The following is a 22224-nucleotide window of genomic DNA, read 5'->3' as shown; positions in this document are numbered from 1 at the left end:
TTCGCGTACGGTTGACGGCTGCCCAGCACGTCAGAAGGGGGCCCGGTGGCCGCACAGGCTCAGCAGGAAACCGCGGTCGACGCCGCAGCGGATTCGGTCCGCGATCGAGAGATCAGCGTCGAACAGAAACATCTCGACCGGGTGTACCAGCGCCTTGAGGAGAAGATCCACGAGGCCGAGTTCCTGATGAACGACGCGGCCAAGCGTGGCCAGGTCGGCACGCCCGGCGCGCTCGCCGAGCGGGACGCCCAGGTCTTCCGGGCCGGCATCCACCTCAACAGGCTCAACAACGAGTTCGAGGACTTCCTCTTCGGCCGGATCGACCTGCTCCTCGGCAAGGACGGCAAGAAGGGTCCCGACGGCGCCTACACCGCCGTGGAACCCGCCGAAGGCGCCGTACGGGACGACAACACCGCCGACATCGCGGAGACCCTGCACATCGGGCGCATCGGCGTCCTGGACTCCGAGTACGCCCCGCTGGTCATCGACTGGCGGGCGCCCGCGGCGGCGCCGTTCTACCGCTCCACCCCGGTGGACCCGGGACGGGTCGTACGGCGCCGGGTGATCCGCTCCAAGGGGCGCAAGGTGCTCGGCGTCGAGGACGACCTCATGCGCCCCGAGCTGACCGCCCTGCTGGACGGGCAGCAGTTGCCCGTCATCGGCGACGGCGCCCTCATGGCCGCCCTCGGCCAGGCCCGCGGGCACACCATGCGGGACATCGTCGCCTCCATCCAGGCCGAGCAGGACCTGGTCATCCGCGCCCCCGCCGCCTCCGTGACGTATGTCGAGGGCGGCCCGGGGACCGGCAAGACGGCGGTGGCGCTGCACCGCGCCGCCTACCTGCTCTACCAGGACCGGCGCCGGTACGCGGGCGGCATCCTCATCGTCTCGCCCACCCCGCTGCTGGTCGCCTACACCGAGGGCGTCCTGCCCTCCCTCGGCGAGGAGGGCCAGGTCGCGATCCGGGCGATCGGCTCGCTGGTCGACGGCGCCGAGGCCACCCTGTACGACGCCCCGGCCGTGGCCCGCGCCAAGGGCTCCTACCGCATGCTCAAGGTGCTGCGGAAGGCCGCCCGCGGGGCGCTGGAGCAGGGCCGCCCGGGTACCGGCGGCTCCGCCCGGCCCGCGGCAGGTCAGCTCTCCTTCGGCGACGACTTCGGTGACGGACCCGGCGGCGACTCCGCCGAGACCGACCCGCGCGGACCCGTCTCGACCTCCCGGCTGCGCGTGGTCGCCTTCGGGCGCCGCCTGGAGCTGGAGGCGGACACGCTGGAACGTATCCGCCAGAACGCGCTCAGCGGCACCGCCCCCGTCAACCTGCTGCGCCCGCGCGCCCGCAAGCTCCTCCTGGACGCCCTGTGGGACCGGTCCGGCGCCGGCACCCGGCACACCGACCCGGAACTCGCCGCCGAACTGCGCTCCTCCTTCGACGAGGACATCACCGCCGAGGACGCGTTCACGGCGTTCCTGGACGCCTGGTGGCCCGAGCTGACCCCCAGAGCCGTGCTGGACGCCATGGCCGACGAGCGGCGCCTGGGCCGCTGGGCCCGGCGGATCCTCAACCCCGGCGAGATCCGCCGGGTGGCCCGCTCGCTGCGCCGGGACGGGTACTCCGTGCACGACATCGCCATGCTCGACGAGCTCCAGGCGATCCTCGGCGTCCCGACCCGCCCCCGGAAGCGGCGCGAACTGGACCCGCTGGACCAGCTGACGGGCCTGGAGGAGCTGATGCCGACCCGCGAGGAGACGCAGTGGGAGCGGGCCGAGCGGCTCGCCCAGGAGCGCACCGAGTACGCGCACGTCATCGTCGACGAGGCCCAGGACGTCACCCCGATGCAGTGGCGCATGGTCGGCCGCCGCGGTCGGCACGCCACCTGGACGGTCGTCGGCGACCCGGCGCAGTCCTCCTGGTCCGACGTGGACGAGGCGGCCGAGGCCCGTGACGAAGCTCTCGGCACCCGCCCGCGCCGCCGCTTCCAGCTCACCGTCAACTACCGCAACCCCTCCGAGATCGCCGACCTCGCCGCGAAGGTGCTGGCGCTGGCCATGCCCGGCTCCGAGTCACCGCGGGCGGTGCGCTCCACCGGCGTACAGCCCCGCTTCACCGTCGTACGGGAATCCCTGGCGCAGACCGTCCGGGCCGAGGCCGACCGGCTGCTCGGGCTCGTCGACGGCACGGTCGGCGTCGTCGTCGCGATGAACCGCCGCGAGGAGGCGGCGCGCTGGCTCGCCGGGCTGGGCGACCGGGTGGTGGCCCTGGGCAGCCTGGAGGCCAAGGGCCTGGAGTACGACGCGACGGTCGTCGTCTCCCCGGCCGAGATCGCGGACGAGTCACCGGCCGGACTGCGGGTGCTGTACGTCGCGCTCACTCGCGCCACCCAGCAGCTGACGGTCGTCTCCGCCGACCGGGACGAGCCGGACGCGTCCGGCGTGCCCGATCTGCTGAGGGACTGATTCCTGTGAACTCCCCGTACGGGAATGGTCTTACGGGATCTGTTTGTTAGCCTGGACGTGACACCGGCCCGATCCAAGCCCCCGGGCCCAACCTTCGTCGCTACGAGCGACCACTTGCCGCGAGGCGAGCATGGCGGGTCGGTGTCACTTACTTCCCTCTCCTGTGAACACTCCCGTGAACTCAAGGTTCGCAATCCGGTCCGACTAACGCCTACTCATCGGTAGGTGCGACCATCGGACGGCATACAGCGTCACAGGTGAAAGCAGAGGAAGTCGGCCATGGCAACGGCGCCCAGCGTCTCCTACTCGATCACGGTCCGTCTGGAAGTGCCCGCCTCAGGAACGGCGGTCTCCCAGATCACCACGGCCGTGGAGACCCACGGAGGCTCGGTCACCGGCCTCGACGTGACCGCCTCAGGCCACGAGAAGCTGCGCATCGACGTCACCATCGCGGCGAGTTCCACGGATCACGCCGACTCGATCGTCCAGCAGCTGCGCGGCATCGAGGGTGTCACCCTCGGCAAGGTGTCGGACCGTACGTTCCTGATGCACCTCGGCGGCAAGATCGAGATGCAGTCCAAGCACCCGATCCGCAACCGTGACGACCTCTCCATGATCTACACCCCGGGCGTGGCCCGCGTGTGCATGGCGATCGCCGAGAACCCCGAGGACGCCCGCCGCCTCACCATCAAGCGCAACTCCGTTGCGGTCGTGACGGACGGCTCCGCGGTCCTCGGCCTCGGGAACATCGGCCCCAAGGCCGCGCTGCCGGTCATGGAGGGCAAGGCGGCCCTCTTCAAGCGCTTCGCCGGCATCGACGCCTGGCCGCTGTGCCTGGACACCCAGGACACCGACGCGATCGTCGAGATCGTCAAGGCGATCGCCCCGGGCTTCGCCGGCATCAACCTGGAGGACATCTCCGCGCCGCGCTGCTTCGAGATCGAGGCCCGGCTGCGCGAGGCCCTCGACATCCCCGTCTTCCACGACGACCAGCACGGCACGGCGATCGTCGTCCTGGCCGCGCTGACCAACGCGTTGCGCGTGGCGGGCAAGGAGATCGAGAACATCCGGGTCGTCATGTCCGGTGCGGGCGCGGCCGGTACGGCCATCCTCAAGCTGCTGATCGCCGCGGGCGTGAAGAACGCCGTCGTCGCCGACATCCACGGTGTCGTGCACTCCGGCCGCGAGGACCTGGTGGGCGCCGCGGCCGACTCGCCGCTGCGCTGGATCGCGGACAACACCAACCCCGAGAACCTGACGGGCACGCTGAAGGAAGCCGTTCGCGGAGCGGATGTCTTCATCGGCGTCTCCGCCCCGAACGTGCTGGACGGGGACGACGTGGCCGCCATGGCCGAGGGCGCCATCGTGTTCGCGCTCGCGAACCCGGACCCCGAGGTCGACCCGACGATCGCCCGTCAGACGGCCGCCGTCGTGGCCACCGGCCGCTCCGACTTCCCGAACCAGATCAACAACGTGCTGGTCTTCCCGGGTGTCTTCCGCGGCCTGCTGGACGCCCAGTCCCGCACCGTCAACACGGAGATGATGCTGGCCGCGGCGACCGCCCTCGCGGACGTCGTGACCTCGGACGAGCTCAACCCGAACTACATCATCCCGAGCGTCTTCAACGACAAGGTCGCGGGCGCGGTGGCCGGAGCGGTCCGGGAAGCGGCGAAGGCGGCGGGCGCGGCGTCGTAGGCGCGATGTCGTAGCCGTGGCGTACGGTGCAAGTGCTGTGAGGATCACCACCCGGCTGCCTCGGCGCGTCGTGGAACGGCGGGCATACGAGGGCCCTTTAGGGTGGCGGGCACGCTCAGGCCTTCCGTGTGACTCCCCAGGGTGTACTAGCGACTCCCTACGGGTGCCGGATTGGCTTTCCCGCCGCAGGTAGGGGCAGGATGCCTCCCTGGGTGAGAGCGCATCGGACTTCTCACAGCGCCTAACATGCGGCTCCGCCGCGTGGCACGCCCCAACAGCAAGAAGAACACGGGAGTAACGACATGAACCGCAGTGAGCTGGTGGCCGCGCTGGCCGACCGCGCCGAGGTGACCCGCAAGGACGCCGACGCCGTTCTGGCGGCGTTCGCCGAGACCGTCGGCGAGATCGTGGCCAAGGGCGACGAGAAGGTCACCATCCCCGGCTTCCTGACCTTCGAGCGCACCCACCGTGCCGCTCGGACCGCGCGCAACCCGCAGACCGGTGACCCCATCAACATCCCCGCCGGCTACAGCGTCAAGGTGTCCGCGGGCTCGAAGCTCAAGGAAGCCGCCAAGGGCAAGTAAGCCTTCGCGTACGCGACGGCATTGCGTACGAGGCTCGGCAACGCGAATGGGGCGGCCACCCGGTCAGGGTGGCCGCCCCATCGTCGTGGGAAACGCTTCTTTCGGCGTCCCCCGCAGGGCTATCCGAGTGCCTTGCCCGGCAACTCCACCTTCGCGCCCAGCTCCACGAGCTTCTCCATGAAGTTCTCGTAGCCGCGGTTGATGAGGTCGATGCCGTGGACCCGGGACGTGCCCTGGGCCGCCAGCGCGGCGATGAGGTACGAGAAGCCGCCGCGCAGGTCGGGGATGACCAGGTCGGCGCCCTGGAGGCGGGTGGGGCCGGAGACGACGGCCGAGTGGAGGAAGTTGCGCTGGCCGAAGCGGCAGTTCGAGCCGCCCAGGCACTCGCGGTACAGCTGGATGTGCGCACCCATCTGGTTGAGCGCGGAGGTGAATCCGAGGCGGGACTCGTACACCGTCTCGTGGATGATCGACAGGCCCGTCGCCTGGGTCAGCGCCACGACCAGCGGCTGCTGCCAGTCCGTCTGGAAGCCCGGGTGCACGTCCGTTTCGAGGGCGATGGACTTCAACTGGCCGCCCTGGTGCCAGAACCGGATGCCCTCGTCGTCGATCTCGAAGGCACCGCCCACCTTCCGGTAAGTGTTCAGGAACGTCATCATCGAGCGCTGCTGGGCGCCGCGGACGTAGATGTTGCCTTCGGTCGCCAGCGCCGCGGACGCCCAGGAGGCGGCCTCCAGGCGGTCCGGGAGGGCGCGGTGGTTGTAGCCGCCGAGCCGGTCCACGCCCGTGACGCGGATCGTGCGGTCGGTGTCCATCGCGATGATGGCGCCCATCTTCTGCAGGACGCAGATCAGGTCCTCGATCTCCGGCTCCACCGCCGCGTTCGAGAGCTCCGTGACGCCCTCCGCGAGGACGGCCGTCAACAGGACCTGCTCGGTCGCGCCCACGGACGGGTACGGCAGCTGGATCTTCGTGCCGCGCAGCCGCTGCGGCGCCTCCAGGTACTGCCCGTCCGCCCGCTTCTCGATCTTCGCGCCGAACTGCCGCAGCACCTCGAAGTGGAAGTCGATCGGCCGGCCGCCGATGTCGCAGCCGCCCAGGCCCGGGATGAACGCGTGGCCCAGGCGGTGCAGCAGCGGGCCGCAGAACAGGATCGGGATGCGGCTGGAGCCCGCGTGCGCGTCGATGTCGGCGACGTTCGCGCTCTCCACGTGGGAGGGGTCCATCACCAACTCGCCCGGCTCCTCACCCGGACGGACCGTCACCCCGTGCAGTTGCAGCAGGCCGCGTACGACCCGCACGTCTCGGATGTCCGGAACGTTGCGCAGCCGACTCGGCTCACTGCCCAGCAGGGCGGCGACCATGGCCTTCGGTACGAGGTTCTTCGCACCACGGACCCGGATCTCGCCTTCCAGCGGGGTTCCACCGTGGACAAGCAGTACGTCGTCAGAGCCGTTGACGGTCATGTATCTCGCGTTCCGGTGAGGGGGGCAGGGCCAGAGGAGCAAGCGTAATCGCCGCGTACCCCCCTTCTGTAAGCCCAGGCACGCCTCAGCCACGTCATAGCTTCGTCACAACACGAACCGCTGCCCGCCGGACACATGGGGTCACCGCCGCTTCCGTGCGCTCGGGACGCACCTGTGCGCCCTGAGCTGCATTCACCCGCGAACACCCATTGCCTCCCCACACGGAGGGAAGATGCGGGATCATGTCTGCCATGACCGAGGTGTCCTCGCTCACAGGGCGGCTGCTCGTGGCCACGCCCGCCCTGGCGGACCCGAACTTCGACCGTGCGGTGGTGCTCCTTCTCGACCACGACGAGGAGGGCTCCCTCGGTGTCGTCCTCAACCGGCCGACCCCGGTGGACGTCGGCGACATCCTGGACGGCTGGGGCGACCTCGCCGGCGAGCCCGGCGTCGTCTTCCAGGGCGGCCCGGTCTCCCTCGACTCCGCCCTCGGCGTCGCCGTCATCCCCGGCGGCTCCTCCGCCGAGCGCGCCCCGCTGGGCTGGCGCCGGGTGCACGGCGCGATCGGCCTGGTCGACCTGGAGGCCCCGCCGGAACTGCTCGCCTCGGCCCTCGGTTCGCTGCGGATCTTCGCCGGATACGCCGGCTGGGGCCCGGGCCAGCTGGAGGACGAGCTGGTGGAGGGCGCCTGGTACGTCGTCGAGTCGGAGCCCGGCGACGTCTCCTCGCCGTCCCCGGAGAGACTCTGGCGCGCGGTCCTGCGCCGCCAGCGCAACGAGCTCGCGATGGTGGCCACGTACCCCGACGACCCTTCGCTCAACTGATGCGTGTGAGCTTCAGTACCCTTGGCGCTATGAGCACTCTTGAGCCCGAGCGCGGGACTGGTACGGGGACCCTCGTAGAGCCGACGCCACAGGTGTCCCACGGCGACGGCGACCACGAGCGCTTCGCCCACTACGTCCAGAAGGACAAGATCATGGCGAGCGCCCTCGACGGGACCCCCGTCGTGGCGCTGTGCGGCAAGGTCTGGGTGCCGGGCCGCGATCCGAAGAAGTATCCCGTCTGTCCCATGTGCAAGGAGATCTACGACTCCATGGGCAGTGGTGGGGACGACGACAAGGACAAGTAGCACCACGTAACACCTGAGGCTTCGCAAGGCCCCTGGGGCGCGTTCGGCGCGCCCCGGGGGCCTTTTGCATGTCACGAAGTGGTTGAGACCTCTTGTGGGCGTGTTCATGTTGTCCCTAGTCTCCGGAGCGTTGTGCAGAGCGAAACAGTCATTGCATATGTTGCAACGCACTCTCGGAGGACCACTCCATGAAGCTCTCTCCCCGACTCGCCGTCGTGCTGACCGCCCTGGTCGTCACCGCCTGCGCCCCCCAGACCTCCTCCAACTCCTCCTCCGAGAAGGACGACAAGGACGGCACCCTGCGGGTGTGGCTGTTCCAGGAGGTCGGCAACGACCCGAAGGAGAAGGTCGTCGACTCCGTGGTCGACGCCTTCCAGAAGGCGCACGAGGGCACGAAGGTCGACGTCGAGTACATCCCCGTCGAGACCCGGGCCCAGCGCGTCAAGGCCGCCTTCAACGACCCCAAGTCCGCGCCGGACGTGATGGAGTTCGGCAACACCGACACCGCCGGCTACGTCCACGACGGCGGACTCCTCGACGTCACCAAGGAGTTCGGCGCCTGGAGCGAGTCCAAGGACACCGACCCGACGGCCAAGCAGTCGGTCACCGTCGACGGCAAGCAGTACGGCTCCCCGTTCTACGTCGGCGTCCGCGCCCTGTACTACCGCACCGACGTCTTCAAGGACCTGGGCCTGCAACCCCCCAAGACCATGGCCGAGTTGGCCACCACGGCCCGCAAGATCCGCGCCGAGAAGCCCGACCTGTACGGCCTGGTCGTCGGCGGCGCCTACACGTACGGCGCGATGCCCTTCGTCTGGGCCAACGGCGGTGAACTCGCCACCGGTGAGGGCGACTCGTACACCTCCGCCATCGACAGCGCGGCCGCCCAGAAGGGCATCAAGGCCTACACGTCCCTGTTCACCTCCGACAACTGTCCCGCCGCCAAGTGCGCCGGGATGGGCGGCAACGACACGATCACCGCGTTCGCGGCCGGCAAGGCGGGCATGGCGATCGGCGGCGACTTCAGCCACGCGGCCGTCGAGGCGGGCAAGGTGAAGGGCAAGTACGCGGTGGTGCCACTGCCCGGTGTGGCGTCCGGGTCGATAGCCCCGGCCTTCGCGGGCGGCAACAACATCGGTGTCCTGAAGAGCACTTCGCACCGCTCGCTCGCGGTCGACCTGATGGAGCAGCTGACGTCGAAGAAGACGCAGGCCTCGATGTTCGACGCGATGGGCTTCCTGCCGACGTTCACGGACGTGCGGGACGCGGCCGCGGCGAAGGTGCCGTTCGAGAAGCCGTTCGTGCAGACGCTGGGGGCGGGGACGAAGTTCGTTCCGGCTTCGCCGGGGTGGTCGCAGATCGACTCCCAGCTGGTGCTGCCGAACCTGTTGCAGGAGGTCATCAGCGGCAAGAAGAGCGTGGCGGCGGCCTCCAAGGACGCGGCGCAGAAGATGAACGCCTCATTCGCCTCCGCAGGTTGAGCCAGTGGTCGCACAGGACACGGTCGTGGAGAGGAGAGCCCTCTCCACGACCACGCCCCGCAAGCCCGGCCGACGTAACCGCGCCGGCTGGACCCCCTGGCTCTATCTCGCCCCCGCCCTCGTCGTGCTCGGCGGGCTGCTGGTCTATCCCATCTACCAGCTCGGGCTGATCTCGTTCTTCCACTACACGCAGGCTCAGGTGAGTGGTGGGGAACCGACCACCTTCGAGGGGTTCGGGAACTACAGCACGCTCTTCTCGGACCCCGAGTTCTGGCAAGTGCTGCTGGCCACCGTGGTGTTCGCGGCCGGGTGCGTGGTGTCGACGCTCGCCGTCGGCTGCGCGCTCGCCGTGCTGCTCACTCGCGTGCGGGCCGTGCCGCGGCTGGCGTTGATGCTGGCCGCGCTCGGCGCGTGGGCGACCCCGGCGGTCACCGGGTCCACGGTGTGGCTGTTCCTCTTCGACCCCGACTTCGGGCCCGTGAACCGGATCCTCGGGCTCGGGGACCACTCGTGGACGTACGGGCGGTTCAGCGCGTTCTTCCTCGTACTGCTCGAAGTGGTGTGGTGCTCCTTCCCGTTCGTGATGGTGACGGTCTACGCCGGCATCCGGGCCGTACCGGCCGAGGTGCTTGAGGCCGCCGCGCTGGACGGTGCCTCGCAGTGGCGGATCTGGCGGTCCGTGCTGGCGCCGATGCTGCGGCCGATCCTGACCGTGGTGACCATCCAGTCCGTCATCTGGGACTTCAAGGTCTTCACGCAGATCTACGTCATGACGGGCGGCGGCGGCATCGCGGGCCAGAACCTCGTCCTGAACGTGTACGCCTATCAACAGGCCTTCGCGTCCTCGCAGTACAGCCTCGGCTCGGCGATCGGCGTCGTCATGCTGCTGATGCTGCTCGCCGTGACGCTCGTGTACCTGCGGCTGCTGCGCCGGCAGGGGGAGGAACTGTGAATCTCGTACGGGCCCAACTGCGGCGCCCCTGGCGGCTGGCGGCCGAGTTGTCGGCGCTGCTCGTCGCCGTCGTGGTCGCCTTCCCCCTCTATTGGATGGTGCTCGGCGCCTTCAAACCGGCCGGCGAGATCGAGTCCAGCGAGCCGCGGCCCTGGACGCTTGCGCCCTCGCTGGATTCCTTCCGGCGCGTGTTCGGGCAGCAGGATTTCGGTCGGTATTTCGTCAACAGCCTTGTCGTCGCGGGCAGTGTGGTGATCGCCTCGGCGCTCATCGCGTTTCTCGCCGCGACCGCCGTGACGCGATTCCGGTTCCGCTTCCGGACCACGCTGCTGATCATGTTTCTGGTGGCCCAGATGGTGCCGGTCGAGGCGCTCACCATCCCCTTGTTCTTCCTCATGCGGGACTTCAATCAACTGAACACGCTGGGCTCGCTGATCCTGCCGCACATCGCGTTCTCGCTGCCCTTCGCGATCTGGATGCTGCGGGGGTTCGTGAAAGCCGTGCCGGACGCGCTGGAGGAGGCCGCGTACATGGACGGGGCGAGCCGGGCGCGATTCCTGTGGCAGATCCTTTTCCCGCTGGTCTTCCCGGGGCTGGTGGCCACGAGCGTGTTTTCCTTCATCTCGGCCTGGAACGACTTCCTGTTCGCCAAGTCCTTCATCATCAGCGACACCTCCCAGTCGACCCTGCCGATGGCCCTGCTGGTCTTCTTCAAGCCGGACGAGCCGGACTGGGGCGGCGTGATGGCGGCCTCGACGGTGATGACGATTCCGGTGCTGGTGTTCTTCGTACTCGTACAGCGACGTCTGGTCTCGGGGCTGGGCGGAGCGGTTAAGGACTGACGTGACTTCACTGACGGAACTGATCCCGGCGCCCGGCGCGGTCGAGGGTGTGGGGCGGTGCGGTTTCCCGTTCGAGCCGGACACCGCCCTGTGGGGCGAGCCCGGCACCGAGAGCACACAGCGCTGGCTGCGGTCCACGGTCGGCGCCGCCCTCGGACTGCCGCTGCCACCGGGGCGGGAGGGCGAGCCCAACACCGTCGTGCTGCGGCTCGACGACTCCCTGGCAGCGGAGGCGTACCGCCTTGAGGTGGTCGCCACGATGGGTGTCAGGATCACGGGCGGCAGCGCGGCCGGCGTCTTCTGGGGCGCCCAGACGCTGCGTCAACTGCTGGGCCCCGCCGCCTTCCGGCGCGCGCCGATCGACCCCGGCACGACGTACGGCGTGCTCCATCTGACCATCGAGGACGCCCCGCGATTCCGCTGGCGCGGCCTCATGCTCGACGTGGCCCGGCACTTCATGCCGAAAGAAGGCGTGCTGCGCTACCTCGACCTGCTCGCCGCGCACAAACTCAACGTCTTCCACTTCCACTTGACGGACGACCAGGGCTGGCGCGTCGAGATCGAGCGGTACCCGAAACTGACGGAGACCGGCTCCTGGCGGTCCCGTACGAAATTCGGCCACCGGGCCTCACCGCTGTGGGACGACAAGCCGCACGGAGGCTTCTACACCCAGGACGACATCCGGGAGATCGTCGCCTACGCCGCCGAGCGGCATATCACCGTCGTCCCCGAAATCGACGTACCGGGCCACTCGCAGGCCGCCATCGCCGCGTACGCGGAACTCGGCAACACCGACGTCATCGACACCACCGCTCTCTCCGTCTGGGACACCTGGGGGGTCAATCCCAACGTACTGGCCCCCACTGACAACACCCTGGAGTTCTACGAGGGGGTGTTCGAGGAAGTGCTCGCGCTCTTCCCCTCGGAGTTCATCCACATCGGGGGTGACGAATGTCCCAAGGGCCAGTGGCGGGAGTCGCACACCGCGCAGAACCGCATCAAGGAACTGGAGCTCGCGGACGAGGACGAGTTGCAGTCCTGGTTCGTCCGGCACTTCGACACGTGGCTGTCCGCGCGCGGGCGCCGGCTCATCGGCTGGGACGAGATCCTGGAGGGCGGCCTCGCCGAGGGCGCGGCGGTCTCCTCCTGGCGGGGCTACGGGGGCGGGATCGCCGCCGCGCGCGCGGGCCACGACGTCGTCATGTGCCCCGAGCAGTACGTGTACTTGGACCACCGTCAGCACGGCGGCCCCGACGAGCCCGTGCCCATCGGGTTCGTGCGCACCCTGGAGGACGTCTACCGCTTCGAACCCGTTCCGGCCGAGTTGACCCCCGAGGAGGCCGAGCACGTCCTCGGTACCCAGGCCAACGTGTGGACCGAGGTGATGGAGGATCAGGCCCGCGTGGACTACCAGACGTTCCCGCGGCTCGCCGCCTTCGCCGAGGTGGCCTGGAGCGCCCTGCCGGCCCCGGCGGAACGGGACTTCGCCGATTTCGAGCGCCGGATGACCGCCCATTACGCGCGCCTCGACGCCCTGGGTGTCGCGTACCGGCCGCCGACCGGCCCGCTGCCGTGGCAGCGCCGCCCCGGTGTGCTCGGCCGCCCGATCGAGGGGCTGCCGCCGCACAAGTAGCCCACCACGCAGGCAGCCGACCCTCCGGGCGGCGCACCCCGCCGAACAAGTACCCGCCCCCGCCGAACAGGTAGGGGAAAATCGTCGCAAGCATCACCGAAGAGTGCCAATTCGCACGCTCCGGTGATGCGGTGCGAAAACGGGTCATCTCGCTGGTGAGGTGGGCGAATGCCGCCTAGCGGACCCCTGTCTTCGGCCCCTGCGAAGATGTGCCAGAGTTGCCACGTCCGCCCTGTCAGCACGTACCGTACGGCAGCACAGGTGGGACCAGGTGGGGCAGCGGGAAGGGGCAGCCGGTTTGACCACGCAAGCACCGCAGTCGGCGCAGTCCGTCACGCTGCCCACGACGCTGGACGAAGCCGTGGCGGCCCTGTCCGCCATGCCCGCCGCCGTGCCCGTGGCCGGCGGCACCGACCTCATGGCCGCCGTCAACTCCGGGCAGCTCAGGCCCGCCGCGCTGGTCGGCCTCGGCCGCATCAGCGAGATCCGCGGCTGGCAGTACCAGGACGGCCACGCGCTGCTCGGCGCGGGCCTCACGCACGCGCGCATGGGCCGCCCCGACTTCGCCGCCCTGATCCCGGCGCTCGCCGCAGCGGCCCGCGCCGCAGGGCCGCCGCAGATCCGCAACGCGGGCACCCTGGGCGGCAACATCGCCTCGGCCGCCCCCACCGGGGACGCGCTGCCCGTGCTGGCCGCCCTGGAGGCGACGCTGATCATCGCGGGCCCGGCCGGCGCCCGCCGGGAGATCCCGGTCTCGCACCTGCTGGCCGGCGTCGACATGCTGCGCGGCGGCGAACTCATCGGCTTCGTACGGATGCCGCTGCTGCACGCGCCGCAGGTCTTCCTGAAGGCCACCGGACGGACCGGCCCCGGACGCGCCGTCGCGTCCGTCGCGGTCGTCCTGGACCCCGCCCGGCGCGGAGTGCGGTGCGCCGTCGGAGCCATAGCGCCGATGCCGCTGCGTCCCCTGGACGCCGAGCACTGGGTCGCCCGCCTCATCGACTGGGACAACGGCCGCACGATCGTCCCGGAGGCGCTCACCGCCTTCGGCGAGTACGTCGCCGCCGCCTGCATCCCCGACCCGGTCCCGGAGCCGGACGGGTCCGTGCAACCGCTTCCGCCCGCCGTACTGCATCTGCGGCGCACCGTCGCCGCGCTGGCCCGACGAGCACTGGGGAGGGCGCTGTCGTGACCGACGACCAGCACGGAGAAGGCGCCCCCCAGGGCGGCGGCCGCTGGGACCCGCTGCCCCAGGGCGACTACGACGACGGCGCCACCGCCTTCGTGAAACTCCCCGAGGGCGGCATCGAGGCGCTCCTGGCCTCCGCCGAACCGCTGGCCGCGCCGGGGCACGGGTATGTGCCGCCGCAGATAGCGGCCACGCCCGGCTCGACCGAGGCGGACCCGTCGGGGACCGGCAGCTGGGCGATGCCCGCGCCGGGCGAGGGCGCCCAGTGGCCCGACCCGAACAGCGTGCCGCCGGAGGGTGACCGGTTCGCGTACAACCCCGCGTCCACGCAGCAGTGGGCCTTCGAGGAGCCGCCCGGCGGCGCCGGGACCCCGCCGCACGGGACGGGACACCCCGGTCAGCCCGGCCAGGACGTGACCGGGCAGTGGTCGATCCCGGTCGCCGACGGTGATCTTCCGGACGAATCGGGCGAGTTCACCACGTCGTCCCTGGTCCAGCAGTGGGGCGGCACCCCGCCGGCCACGCTGCCCGGCGGCGCCGCCGCGCCCTGGGCGACGGACGGCACGGGGCAGCCGTGGGCGCAGGAGTCGGGCGCCCTCACGGACGAGTCACCGGGAGTCGGCGAACCGCATGCCGCCGCCGGGCACACGGGCACGCGCCGGCCCTTGAGCATGCCGCCGCACGCCGACGAGCCGGTCACCGACGACCACGCCGGACCCCGGCAGACGCCCGGCGCGCAGGACGTCGACCCCCGCACGGACGAACAGCCGCCCGGGGCCTACGGGGAAGTCTCCGCCGTAGCCGCCTCACGGCCGCCTCACGGGCCCGGAGAGGCTGCTGCGGCAGCGAGAGTGGCCGAGGGCGCCCAGGAGGCCGCTGAGGCGCCTGAGAGGCCCGTGGAGCCCTTCGCCGGGTCCGCCCGGGACGCCGCGAACGGACGGAACGGCGCCGAGGCCCACGCCTCCGCCGGCACCGACACCCGTGCCGCCTCGGACAGTTCGGACACCGCGGTCCGCCCGGGGCCCGCCGGTCCCGCCGACTCCGACGGCCACGAAGGCTCCGCCGACGACGGCCACGCGGTCTCCGAGGGCCACCCCGGTACCTCGGCCGACGCCGCCCCGCCACCGCCTCCCGGCGAGGAACACCCCCTCGCCTCCTACGTCCTGCGCGTCAACGGCGCGGACCGGCCCGTCTCCGACGCCTGGGTCGGCGAATCGCTGCTCTACGTGCTGCGCGAACGGCTCGGACTCGCGGGCGCCAAGGACGGCTGCTCGCAAGGCGAGTGCGGGGCCTGCAACGTCCAGGTCGACGGACGGCTCGTCGCCTCCTGCCTGGTCCCCGCCGTGACCGCCGCCGGTTCCGAAGTGCGCACCGTCGAAGGCCTCGCCGAGGACGGACAGCCCTCGGACGTGCAGCGGGCGCTCGCCCGCTGCGGCGCCGTCCAGTGCGGCTTCTGCGTGCCCGGCATGGCGATGACCGTCCACGACCTCCTGGAGGGCAACCCGGCGCCGACCGAGCTGGAGGCCCGCCAGGCCCTGTGCGGCAACCTCTGCCGCTGCTCCGGCTACCGGGGCGTCCTGGACGCCGTCAAGGAGGTCGTCGCCGAACGCGAGGCGCACTCCGCCGGAGACTCGTCCGAACAGGACGGCGACGAGGCGCGTATTCCTCACCAGGCGGGCCCGGGAGCCGGCGGGATCAACCCGTCGGCGTTCGAGCCCCACCGGGCGCACGACCAGGCGCACGGACAGGACGGAGGCCAGGCGTGACCAACGAAGCCGCCACCGCGACCAGCACCGCGGAGGCAGCCCCCGCCGCCGAGCCGATCCCGCACGGCCTCGGCTCCTCCCTGCCGGCCGCCGACGCGCGCGCGAAAACCGAGGGCACGTTCCCGTACGCGGCCGACCTGTGGGCCGAGGGCCTGCTCTGGGCCGCCGTACTGCGCTCCCCGCACCCGCACGCGCGCATCGTGTCCATCGACACCACCCACGCGCGCGAGATGCCCGGCGTACGGGCCGTCATCACCCACGAGGACGTCCCCGGCAGCGAGTTCTACGGCCGCGGCGAGGCCGACCGCCCGGTCTTCGCCTCCGAGGTCGTACGCCATCACGGCGAGCCCATCGCGGCCGTCGCCGCCGACCACCCCGACACCGCGCGCATGGCCGCCGCCGCCATCGGCGTCGAGTACGAGGTGCTCGACCCGGTGACCGACCCCGAGCGGGCCTTCGAGGCCGAGCCGCTGCACCCCGACGGCAACCTGATCCGGCACATCCCGCTGCGCCACGGCGACCCGGACGCGGCAGGCGAGATCGTCGTCGAGGGCCTCTACCGCATCGGCCGCCAGGACCCCGCCCCCATCGGTGCCGAGGCCGGTCTCGCCGTGCCCCGTCCCGACGGCGGCGTCGAGCTGTACCTGGCCTCCACCGACCCGCACGGCGACCGCGACACGGCCGCTGCCTGCTACGGCCTCGAACCCGAGCGCGTGAAGATCGTCGTCACCGGTGTGCCCGGCGCCACCGCCGACCGCGAGGACCAGGGCTTCCAACTCCCGCTCGGCCTGCTGGCGTTGAAGACCGGCTGCCCGGTGAAACTCACCGCCACGCGCGAGGAGTCCTTCCTCGGCCACACCCACCGCCACCCCACCCTGCTGCGCTACCGCCACCACGCCGACGCCGAGGGCCGGCTGGTCAAGGTCGAGGCGCAGATCCTGCTCGACTCGGGCGCCTACGCCGACACCTCCGCGGAGGCCCTGGCCGCCGCCGTCGGCTTCGCCTGCGGCCCCTACGTCGTCCCGAACGCCTTCATCGAGGGCTGGGCCGTACGCACCAACAACCCGCCCTCCGGCCACGTGCGCGGCGAGGGCGCCATGCAGGTGTGCGCCGCCTACGAGGCGCAGATGGACAAGCTGGCCAAGAGACTCGGCGTCGACCCGGCCGACCTGCGCATGCGCAACGTCATGGCCACCGGCGACGTACTCCCGACCGGCCAGACGGTGACGTGCCCCGCGCCGGTCGCCGAACTGCTGCAGGCGGTACGGGACTTCCCGCTGCCCGCGCTCCCCAAGGACACCCCCGAGGACGAGTGGCTGCTGCCCGGCGGCCCCGAGGGCGCGGGTGAACCGGGCGCGGTGCGCCGGGGCGTGGGCTACGGCCTGGGCATGGTGCACGTGCTCGGCGCGGAGGGCGCCGACGAGGTCTCCACGGCGACCGTGAAGGTCCACGACGGCATCGCGACCGTCCTGTGCGCGGCGGTGGAGACCGGCCAGGGATTCACCACGCTCGCGCGCCAGATCGTCCAGGAGACCCTCGGTATCGACGAGGTGCACGTCGCGCCCGTGGACACCGACCAGCCGCCGGCCGGCCCCGGCTGCCGCGGCCGGCACACCTGGGTGTCGGGCGGCGCGGTGGAGCGGGCGGCCAAGATGGTCCGCACCCAGCTTCTGCAGCCCCTGGCGCACAAGTTCGGCATGTCCACGGAGCTGCTGCAGATCACCGACGGCAAGATCACGTCGTACGACGGTGTCCTGTCGACCACCGTCACCGAGGCGATGGACGGCAAGGAACTGTGGGCGACGGCCCAGTGCCGCCCGCACCCGACCGAGCCGCTCGACGAGCACGGCCAGGGCGACGCCTTCGTAGGGATGGTGTTCTGCGCGATCCGCGCGGTCGTGGACGTCGACATCGAACTCGGCTCGGTACGCGTCGTGGAACTGGCGCTCGCCCAGGACGTCGGCCGCGTGCTCAACCCGGCGCAGCTGACCGCCCGGATCGAGGCGGGCGTCACCCAGGGCGTGGGGATCGCGCTGACGGAGAACCTGCGCACCGCGCGCGGGTTGATCCGCCACCCCGACCTCACCGGCTACTCGCTGCCGACGGCCCTGGACACCCCCGACATCCGGATCGTGAAGCTCGTCGAGGAGCGCGACGTGGTCGCCCCCTTCGGCGCGAAGGCGGTCAGCGCGGCCCCCGTGGTCACCTCCCCGGCGGCCATCGCGTCCGCCGTACGGGCCGCGACGGGCCGCCCGGTGAACCGCCTGCCCATCCGCCCCCAGGCGGCCGTGGTCACGTCCCAGTGACCTCGTCGTAGCCGCTGCGATGCGCGGGGTCGTCCTGATCACCGGCGTGATGGCGGCCGGCAAGTCGACGGTCGCGCAGGCGCTGGCGGAGCACCTCCCGCGAGCGGCACACGTGCGTGGTGACGTCTTCCGGCGGATGATCGTGACGGGCCGCGAGGAGTACGAGCCCGGGGCCCCTGGCGGGGGAGAGGAACAACTCCGGCTGCGGTACCGGCTGTCGGCGGCGACGGCGGACGCGTACGCGGAGGCCGGTTTCACGGCCGTGGTGCAGGACGTGGTCCTGGGCGAGCAACTGGCGTCGTACGTCGGCCTGGTGCGCACGAGACCGTTCCACGTCGTCGTCCTGGCACCGGACGCGGGCGTGGTCGCCGCGCGCGAGAGGGACCGCCCGAAGACCGGCTACGGCGGGGCCTGGACGGTCCCGGCCCTGGACGACGTACTGCGCACCCGCACACCTCGCCTCGGCCTGTGGCTGGACACCTCGGAGCTGACGGTGGGGCAGACGGTGGAGGCGATCATGGCGGGACGGGAACGGGCGAGGGTGTCCTGAACGTCCTGTGATCCGAGGGATGCGGCTCGGGGGCCGTTGTCAGTGGCGGGGCGTAGTGTTCTGGGCAGTGGGGAACGGGCGGCCGACGCATCCGTCCGACGGCCGCCTGTGCGGGGGCTGTGAGCTGGAACATTCCGGGGGAACGGGACGATGAGCACGACCGATGTCGCCACACCGGCGATCACTCTGACCGAGGATCAACTCGATCCGTACGTGACACACGCGCCGACGCGCGACTGGCTGACCGGGCCCGGACTGCCGGGCGACAGCGGCCTGTTCAGCTTCGTGGAGCTGAGCCGGGAGGGCCTGCGGACGGTCGGGGAGGCGACGGCCGACCCGGACGACCGCCTGGCGGCGGAGCTGCGCGCCCAGTTGGTGATAGGCGCGCTGCTGGGCCCGGCGGGCCTGGAGGGGGAGTCCCTCCTCCTGGACGGCACGACGGGCGAGATCGCGACGACGTACTTCTTCCCCGACCGCCCCGACCTGATGGACACGCGCCCGCTGGCCCCGTCGCTGCGGACGCTGGTGCGCTGCGCGACGGCGGCGGACGAACTGGCGGGATTCCGCGGGCAGTTCGCCTCCTACGCCGGCCGCTTCGGCCCGAAGGTGGCGACGGAGGCGTCCCGGCAACTGCTGGCGCTCTTCGAGGAGGGCGAGGAGGGCACGGACGGCGAGATGGCGCCGTTCTGGAAGATGGCGGCCCTGATCCGCCCGCTCTCCCTGGTGGCGGGCCCCGGCACGGCATCGGGCCTGGCCCTCGACCTCCCCGCCCGCCTCCTGGACGAGGAGTTCGGCCAGGGCAAGGTGGCCCGCTTCGAGGACCTCGACTTCCCGGCGACCCTCACCCACGGCCCGACCCGCTTCTTCCTGCGCGAACGGGGCCTGCCGGAGGACGGTTTCCTCTTCTCCCTGGACACGGACGTCCCGCTGCAGACCCTCGCCGAGTACTACGAGGACGATGGCGCCGACGGACCCCACACCCAACTCCCGCCCCGGGCCGCCGACTTGATCCGCCTCGGCCACCTCATCGAGGACAACAGCCTGGTCGTGGACGGCACGACGGGAGCGGTCCTCAACTGGAGCGAGCCGGACGCCACGCTGTACCCCCTGAACACGGACGTCTCCACCCTGGCCTTCACCCTCTGGCTCCTCCACCGAGAGAAGACGATCGACGACGGCCTCGCGGGCGAACTGACGACCGAGGCGTACGACCAACTGGCCACGACCATGCTCCAGACCCTGGCGACGGTCGACCCGACGGGGTCGGACGTGGGGGCCGGCCACCACTACTGGACGGAGACGTTTCAGGATGAGGCGGGTGGGGTGCTCTGAGTCGGGCGGAGGGTGAGTCGGCGCTCAGCTCTCTGCCGGGCCCTCCGGACCCCGCGCCCGTATGAACCCGTGACTCCGCTCCACCTTCGCCACGTGCAGCGTGTAGCTCTCGTACCACTGATCCCGCCCACGCTGCTGCGCCGCACGGTGCTCGGCATTGGTCCGCCACTCCGTGAGCGCGTCGGCGTCCCGAAAGTACCCAACGGTGATGCCCAGCCCACCGGGAGTCTGCGCGTGGTCCATTCCCAGATACCCGGGGATGCCGTTCACGAGGGCTTCCATGCGGGCGTTGGTCTCGCTGTAGCCGCTCTGCTCGTCGGTGCGCACCGTGGTGAAGACGGCCACGTAGTAGGGCGGTTCAAAGGCCTTGACGGGAGTGACAGGCGCTTCGGGGTGATCGGTCATGGCGTCACGGTAGGACAGAGCGGCAGGAGTGAACGCCGTGTCTGACCTAAGAAGGTGCAGATCAGACGTATTACTGGAGGCCGTGGCGGGAATCGAACCCGCGTAACTCGCTTTGCAGGCGAGTCCCTAAACCACTCGGGCACACGGCCGTGTTCGTGGGATCAAGGTATGGCGGGGTGGGAGAGGGGTTCAAGGGGATCGTCGGGGCTGCAATGGGACTGCCATACGCCGTTCATGAACCGGGGTGGGGGAGCGGGGGGCGTACGACCAAGGTCCCAGGTGGAGTGGGGCTCGCGACAGGGGTCAAACCCCGTTGTGGGTCTTACGCTGGCGGCCATGACCGTCCTTGAGCCGCGCGACGCCGGTGTCGCAGATGAACCCGTGGGTACGACCGACGGCGGAGTGTTGAGCCGTTCCTATCGGGCGCTCAGCGTCGGGATCGTCTCCGTCGTGCTGCTCATCGCCTTTGAGGCGACCGCCGTTGCTACCGCGATGCCCGTTGCCGCGCGGGAGTTGGACGGGGTGGCGTTGTACGCGTTCGCCTTCTCCGGGTACTTCACGACCAGTTTGTTCGGGATGGTGCTCGCCGGGCAGTGGAGCGATCGGCGGGGGCCGCTGGGGGCGTTGACGGCCGGGATCGGGGCGTTTGCGGTTGGGCTCGTGGTGGCTGGGACCGCCGGGGTGATGTGGGTGTTCATTCTTGGGCGGGCCGTGCAGGGGTTGGGGGGTGGGCTGGTCATTGTTGCCCTGTATGTGGTTGTGGGGCGGGCCTATCCCGAGCCGTTGCGGCCGGCCATCATGGCGGCCTTTGCCGCGGGGTGGGTCGTGCCGTCCATCGTCGGGCCGCTTGCCTCGGGGGCCGTGACCGAGCATCTCGGGTGGCGGTGGGTGTTTCTCGGGATACCCGTGCTGGTCGTGCTGCCGTTGGCGCTTGCGCTGCCGCAGATACGGTTGCGGGCTTCCGGGGCGCTGGAGGGCGGAGGCGCCAATTCCGCCTCCTTCGACCGGCGGCGGATTCGGCTCGCCCTCGGGATCTCCCTCGGTGCCGGGCTGCTCCAGTACGCCGCCCAAGACCTGCGCTGGATCTCCTTGCTGCCCGGCGCCGTCGGCGTCGCGTTGCTCGTGCCGGCCGTGCTCGGGCTGCTCCCGCGGGGGACGTACCGCGCGGTGCGTGGGCTGCCGTCGGTCGTGTTGTTGCGCGGGGTGGCCGCGGGAGCCTTCATCAGCGCCGAGTCCTTCGTGCCGTTGATGCTGGTCACCCAGCGGGGGTTGTCGCCGACGCTCGCAGGGTTCTCGCTCGCTGCGGGCGGGGCTACCTGGGCGCTGGGGTCCTGGGTGCAGGCCCGGGCCCGGGTGGAGCCGTACCGGGAACGGCTCATGGGGGCCGGGATGCTGCTGGTCGCCGCGGCCATCGCGACCGCGCCCAGCGTGCTGATCCACTCCGTGCCGGTCTGGATCGTCGCCGTCGCGTGGGGGTTCGGCTGCTTCGGGATGGGGCTGGTCATCTCCTCCAGCAGTGTTCTGCTGCTCAAGCTCTCCGCGCCGGAGGAGGCCGGTACCAACTCCGCTTCCCTGCAGATCTCCGACGGACTGTCGAACGTCGTGCTGTTGTCGGTGGGCGGTGCGGCGTTCGCCGCGCTCGGGGGCGGCACGGTGGCTCATGCGGCGACCGCCGCGGACGGGGCCCATCCGGCCGCCTTCGCCGCGGTGTTTCTGCCGATGGCGGGGGTGGCGTTGGTGGGGGCGTGGGTGACTACGCGGTTGCGGGCCGCGCCCTGACTGGTACCAACCTGGCCCCACTTGGCGGTACCGTTTTGGTATGGCCATGAACCTGCGTCTTCGTGACGACCAGACGGAAGCCCTGAAGCTGCGCGCCGAGGAGGAGGGCGTCAGTATGCACGCCATACTGCTGCGGGCCGTGGACGACTATCTGGCCAGGACGGCTCATGAGGCGCTGGTCCGCAAGGCCGCCAAGGAGCAGACCGCCAAGTGGGCCGAGATCCTGGAGCGGCTCAAGTGACGTTCATCTATCTCTCGGCCGAGGATGTCCTGGCCATCGGCGAGCGGGCCGTCGACGACCAGACCGTTGTCGTGCGCGATGTGGGTCTGCTGACGTCGGCCGCGCATCGCCCCTCGGCCTCCGTGTTCGGGCAGGAGGCCTACACCGAGCTGTTCGACAAGGCGGCGGCGCTGCTGCAGTCGCTGGCCTTCAGCCGCCCCTTCCTCGACGGGAACAAGCGCACGGCGTGGGTGTCCTGCGTCGTCTTCCTGGCCATGAACGATGTGCAGTTGCGGCCGGACATCGACGCTGCCGAGCGTCTGGTCATCGCCGTGGCGGCGGGCTCCATGGAGGAGGTCAAGGACATCGCCGAGGGGTTGCGGGCCCTGGCCGAACAACCGATGTGACGTCAATCCCACCTCCGGCCGTCCCGGCGTCGTC

19 protein-coding genes and 1 tRNA gene are annotated in these 22224 nt (G+C 70.9%); 17 read left to right on the top strand and 3 right to left on the bottom strand.

Annotated elements, in window-relative coordinates:
* Nucleotides 1-45 precede the first annotated feature (45 nt).
* From ACWDR3_RS15505 to ACWDR3_RS15495, 3 genes are all read left to right on the top strand, one after another.
* Complete coding sequence (locus ACWDR3_RS15505) at nt 46-2454, top strand: HelD family protein (RefSeq protein ID WP_450352995.1); 2409 nt, start codon at nt 46-48, stop codon at nt 2452-2454.
* A 279-nt stretch (nt 2455-2733) separates the two neighbouring features.
* Entirely contained in the window at nt 2734-4149 is a 1416-nt protein-coding gene (locus ACWDR3_RS15500) for a malic enzyme-like NAD(P)-binding protein (RefSeq protein WP_450352994.1), read from the top strand.
* Nucleotides 4150-4451: 302 nt separating this feature from the next.
* Nucleotides 4452-4733, top strand: coding sequence for an HU family DNA-binding protein (locus tag ACWDR3_RS15495; protein WP_105974351.1), 282 nt, complete (start codon nt 4452-4454; stop codon nt 4731-4733).
* A 119-nt stretch (nt 4734-4852) separates the two neighbouring features.
* On the opposite strand, the gene murA is transcribed toward ACWDR3_RS15495, so the two are convergent.
* Nucleotides 4853-6199, bottom strand: coding sequence for a UDP-N-acetylglucosamine 1-carboxyvinyltransferase (murA, locus tag ACWDR3_RS15490; protein ID WP_124000322.1), 1347 nt, complete (start codon nt 6197-6199; stop codon nt 4853-4855).
* Nucleotides 6200-6450: 251 nt separating this feature from the next.
* Between murA and ACWDR3_RS15485 the strand changes: the two genes are divergently transcribed.
* The 11 genes from ACWDR3_RS15485 (at nt 6451) to ACWDR3_RS15435 (ending at nt 19379) form a co-directional block, all read left to right on the top strand.
* A complete protein-coding gene (locus tag ACWDR3_RS15485; RefSeq protein ID WP_280881959.1) occupies nt 6451-7023 on the top strand; it encodes a YqgE/AlgH family protein in 573 nt (190 codons plus the stop codon).
* A 29-nt stretch (nt 7024-7052) separates the two neighbouring features.
* Entirely contained in the window at nt 7053-7328 is a 276-nt protein-coding gene (locus ACWDR3_RS15480) for a DUF3039 domain-containing protein (protein WP_124000320.1), read from the top strand.
* Nucleotides 7329-7516: 188 nt separating this feature from the next.
* Complete coding sequence (locus tag ACWDR3_RS15475) at nt 7517-8809, top strand: extracellular solute-binding protein (RefSeq protein WP_450352993.1); 1293 nt, start codon at nt 7517-7519, stop codon at nt 8807-8809.
* 25 nt (nt 8810-8834) lie between these two features.
* Nucleotides 8835-9761: a carbohydrate ABC transporter permease gene (locus tag ACWDR3_RS15470; RefSeq protein WP_450352992.1), complete on the top strand. Its 927-nt coding sequence runs from the start codon at nt 8835-8837 to the stop codon at nt 9759-9761.
* On the top strand, nt 9758-10603 hold the full coding sequence (locus ACWDR3_RS15465; RefSeq protein WP_450352991.1) for a carbohydrate ABC transporter permease: 846 nt from the start codon (nt 9758-9760) through the stop codon (nt 10601-10603). Before ACWDR3_RS15470 ends, ACWDR3_RS15465 begins: the two co-directional genes overlap by 4 nt.
* Nucleotide 10604: 1 nt before the next feature.
* On the top strand, nt 10605-12236 hold the full coding sequence (locus ACWDR3_RS15460; RefSeq protein WP_450352990.1) for a beta-N-acetylhexosaminidase: 1632 nt from the start codon (nt 10605-10607) through the stop codon (nt 12234-12236).
* 298 nt (nt 12237-12534) lie between these two features.
* Nucleotides 12535-13428 carry an FAD binding domain-containing protein gene (locus ACWDR3_RS15455; RefSeq protein ID WP_124000315.1) on the top strand — a complete coding sequence of 298 codons (894 nt, stop codon included), beginning with the start codon at nt 12535-12537 and terminating at the stop codon, nt 13426-13428.
* Nucleotides 13425-15191, top strand: a complete 1767-nt coding sequence (locus tag ACWDR3_RS15450) for a 2Fe-2S iron-sulfur cluster-binding protein (protein ID WP_450352989.1) — start codon at nt 13425-13427, stop codon at nt 15189-15191. The genes ACWDR3_RS15455 and ACWDR3_RS15450 overlap by 4 nt, the downstream gene beginning before the upstream one ends.
* Entirely contained in the window at nt 15188-17497 is a 2310-nt protein-coding gene (locus ACWDR3_RS15445; RefSeq protein WP_450352988.1) for a xanthine dehydrogenase family protein molybdopterin-binding subunit, read from the top strand. The genes ACWDR3_RS15450 and ACWDR3_RS15445 overlap by 4 nt, the downstream gene beginning before the upstream one ends.
* A gap of 19 nt (nt 17498-17516) precedes the next feature.
* Nucleotides 17517-18047, top strand: coding sequence for an AAA family ATPase (locus tag ACWDR3_RS15440; RefSeq protein ID WP_450352987.1), 531 nt, complete (start codon nt 17517-17519; stop codon nt 18045-18047).
* Nucleotides 18048-18197: 150 nt separating this feature from the next.
* Entirely contained in the window at nt 18198-19379 is a 1182-nt protein-coding gene (locus ACWDR3_RS15435; RefSeq protein WP_450352986.1) for an SUKH-4 family immunity protein, read from the top strand.
* Between the two features lie 24 nt (nt 19380-19403).
* On the opposite strand, the gene ACWDR3_RS15430 is transcribed toward ACWDR3_RS15435, so the two are convergent.
* Both ACWDR3_RS15430 and ACWDR3_RS15425 read right to left on the bottom strand, forming a co-directional pair.
* Complete coding sequence (locus ACWDR3_RS15430; RefSeq protein WP_450352985.1) at nt 19404-19784, bottom strand: antibiotic biosynthesis monooxygenase family protein; 381 nt, start codon at nt 19782-19784, stop codon at nt 19404-19406.
* Nucleotides 19785-19858: 74 nt separating this feature from the next.
* Nucleotides 19859-19933: transfer RNA gene (locus ACWDR3_RS15425), tRNA-Cys, on the bottom strand.
* Between the two features lie 187 nt (nt 19934-20120).
* Here ACWDR3_RS15425 and ACWDR3_RS15420 point away from each other — a divergent pair.
* Genes ACWDR3_RS15420 through ACWDR3_RS15410 form a run of 3 tightly spaced genes read left to right on the top strand, consistent with a single transcriptional unit; the run spans nt 20121 to nt 22190 of the window.
* Entirely contained in the window at nt 20121-21563 is a 1443-nt protein-coding gene (locus ACWDR3_RS15420) for an MFS transporter (protein ID WP_450352984.1), read from the top strand.
* Nucleotides 21564-21603: 40 nt separating this feature from the next.
* The gene (locus ACWDR3_RS15415) at nt 21604-21804 is read left to right on the top strand and encodes a CopG family transcriptional regulator (RefSeq protein WP_450352983.1); all 201 of its coding nucleotides are present in this window, start codon (nt 21604-21606) and stop codon (nt 21802-21804) included.
* Nucleotides 21801-22190 carry a type II toxin-antitoxin system death-on-curing family toxin gene (locus ACWDR3_RS15410; RefSeq protein ID WP_450352982.1) on the top strand — a complete coding sequence of 130 codons (390 nt, stop codon included), beginning with the start codon at nt 21801-21803 and terminating at the stop codon, nt 22188-22190. Before ACWDR3_RS15415 ends, ACWDR3_RS15410 begins: the two co-directional genes overlap by 4 nt.
* The last annotated feature ends 34 nt before the right edge of the window (nt 22191-22224 follow it).

The organism is Streptomyces sp. NPDC001002 (assembly GCF_053599215.1).
Note: the sequence above shows the minus strand (reverse complement) of the source record. Positions and strands in the feature narration are given on the sequence as shown.

What these genes read in the sequence shown, in the direction of transcription:
- ACWDR3_RS15500 (WP_450352994.1), top strand. Translation starts at nt 2,734, where the DNA reads ATGGCAACGGCGCCCAGCGTCTCCTACTCGATCACGGTCCGTCTGGAA.
- ACWDR3_RS15485 (WP_280881959.1), top strand. Translation starts at nt 6,451, where the DNA reads ATGACCGAGGTGTCCTCGCTCACAGGGCGGCTGCTCGTGGCCACGCCC.
- ACWDR3_RS15435 (WP_450352986.1), top strand. Translation starts at nt 18,198, where the DNA reads ATGAGCACGACCGATGTCGCCACACCGGCGATCACTCTGACCGAGGAT.
- ACWDR3_RS15480 (WP_124000320.1), top strand. Translation starts at nt 7,053, where the DNA reads ATGAGCACTCTTGAGCCCGAGCGCGGGACTGGTACGGGGACCCTCGTA.
- murA (WP_124000322.1), bottom strand. Translation starts at nt 6,199, where the DNA reads ATGACCGTCAACGGCTCTGACGACGTACTGCTTGTCCACGGTGGAACC.
- ACWDR3_RS15415 (WP_450352983.1), top strand. Translation starts at nt 21,604, where the DNA reads ATGGCCATGAACCTGCGTCTTCGTGACGACCAGACGGAAGCCCTGAAG.
- ACWDR3_RS15430 (WP_450352985.1), bottom strand. Translation starts at nt 19,784, where the DNA reads ATGACCGATCACCCCGAAGCGCCTGTCACTCCCGTCAAGGCCTTTGAA.
- ACWDR3_RS15475 (WP_450352993.1), top strand. Translation starts at nt 7,517, where the DNA reads ATGAAGCTCTCTCCCCGACTCGCCGTCGTGCTGACCGCCCTGGTCGTC.
- ACWDR3_RS15420 (WP_450352984.1), top strand. Translation starts at nt 20,121, where the DNA reads ATGACCGTCCTTGAGCCGCGCGACGCCGGTGTCGCAGATGAACCCGTG.
- ACWDR3_RS15495 (WP_105974351.1), top strand. Translation starts at nt 4,452, where the DNA reads ATGAACCGCAGTGAGCTGGTGGCCGCGCTGGCCGACCGCGCCGAGGTG.
- ACWDR3_RS15440 (WP_450352987.1), top strand. Translation starts at nt 17,517, where the DNA reads ATGCGCGGGGTCGTCCTGATCACCGGCGTGATGGCGGCCGGCAAGTCG.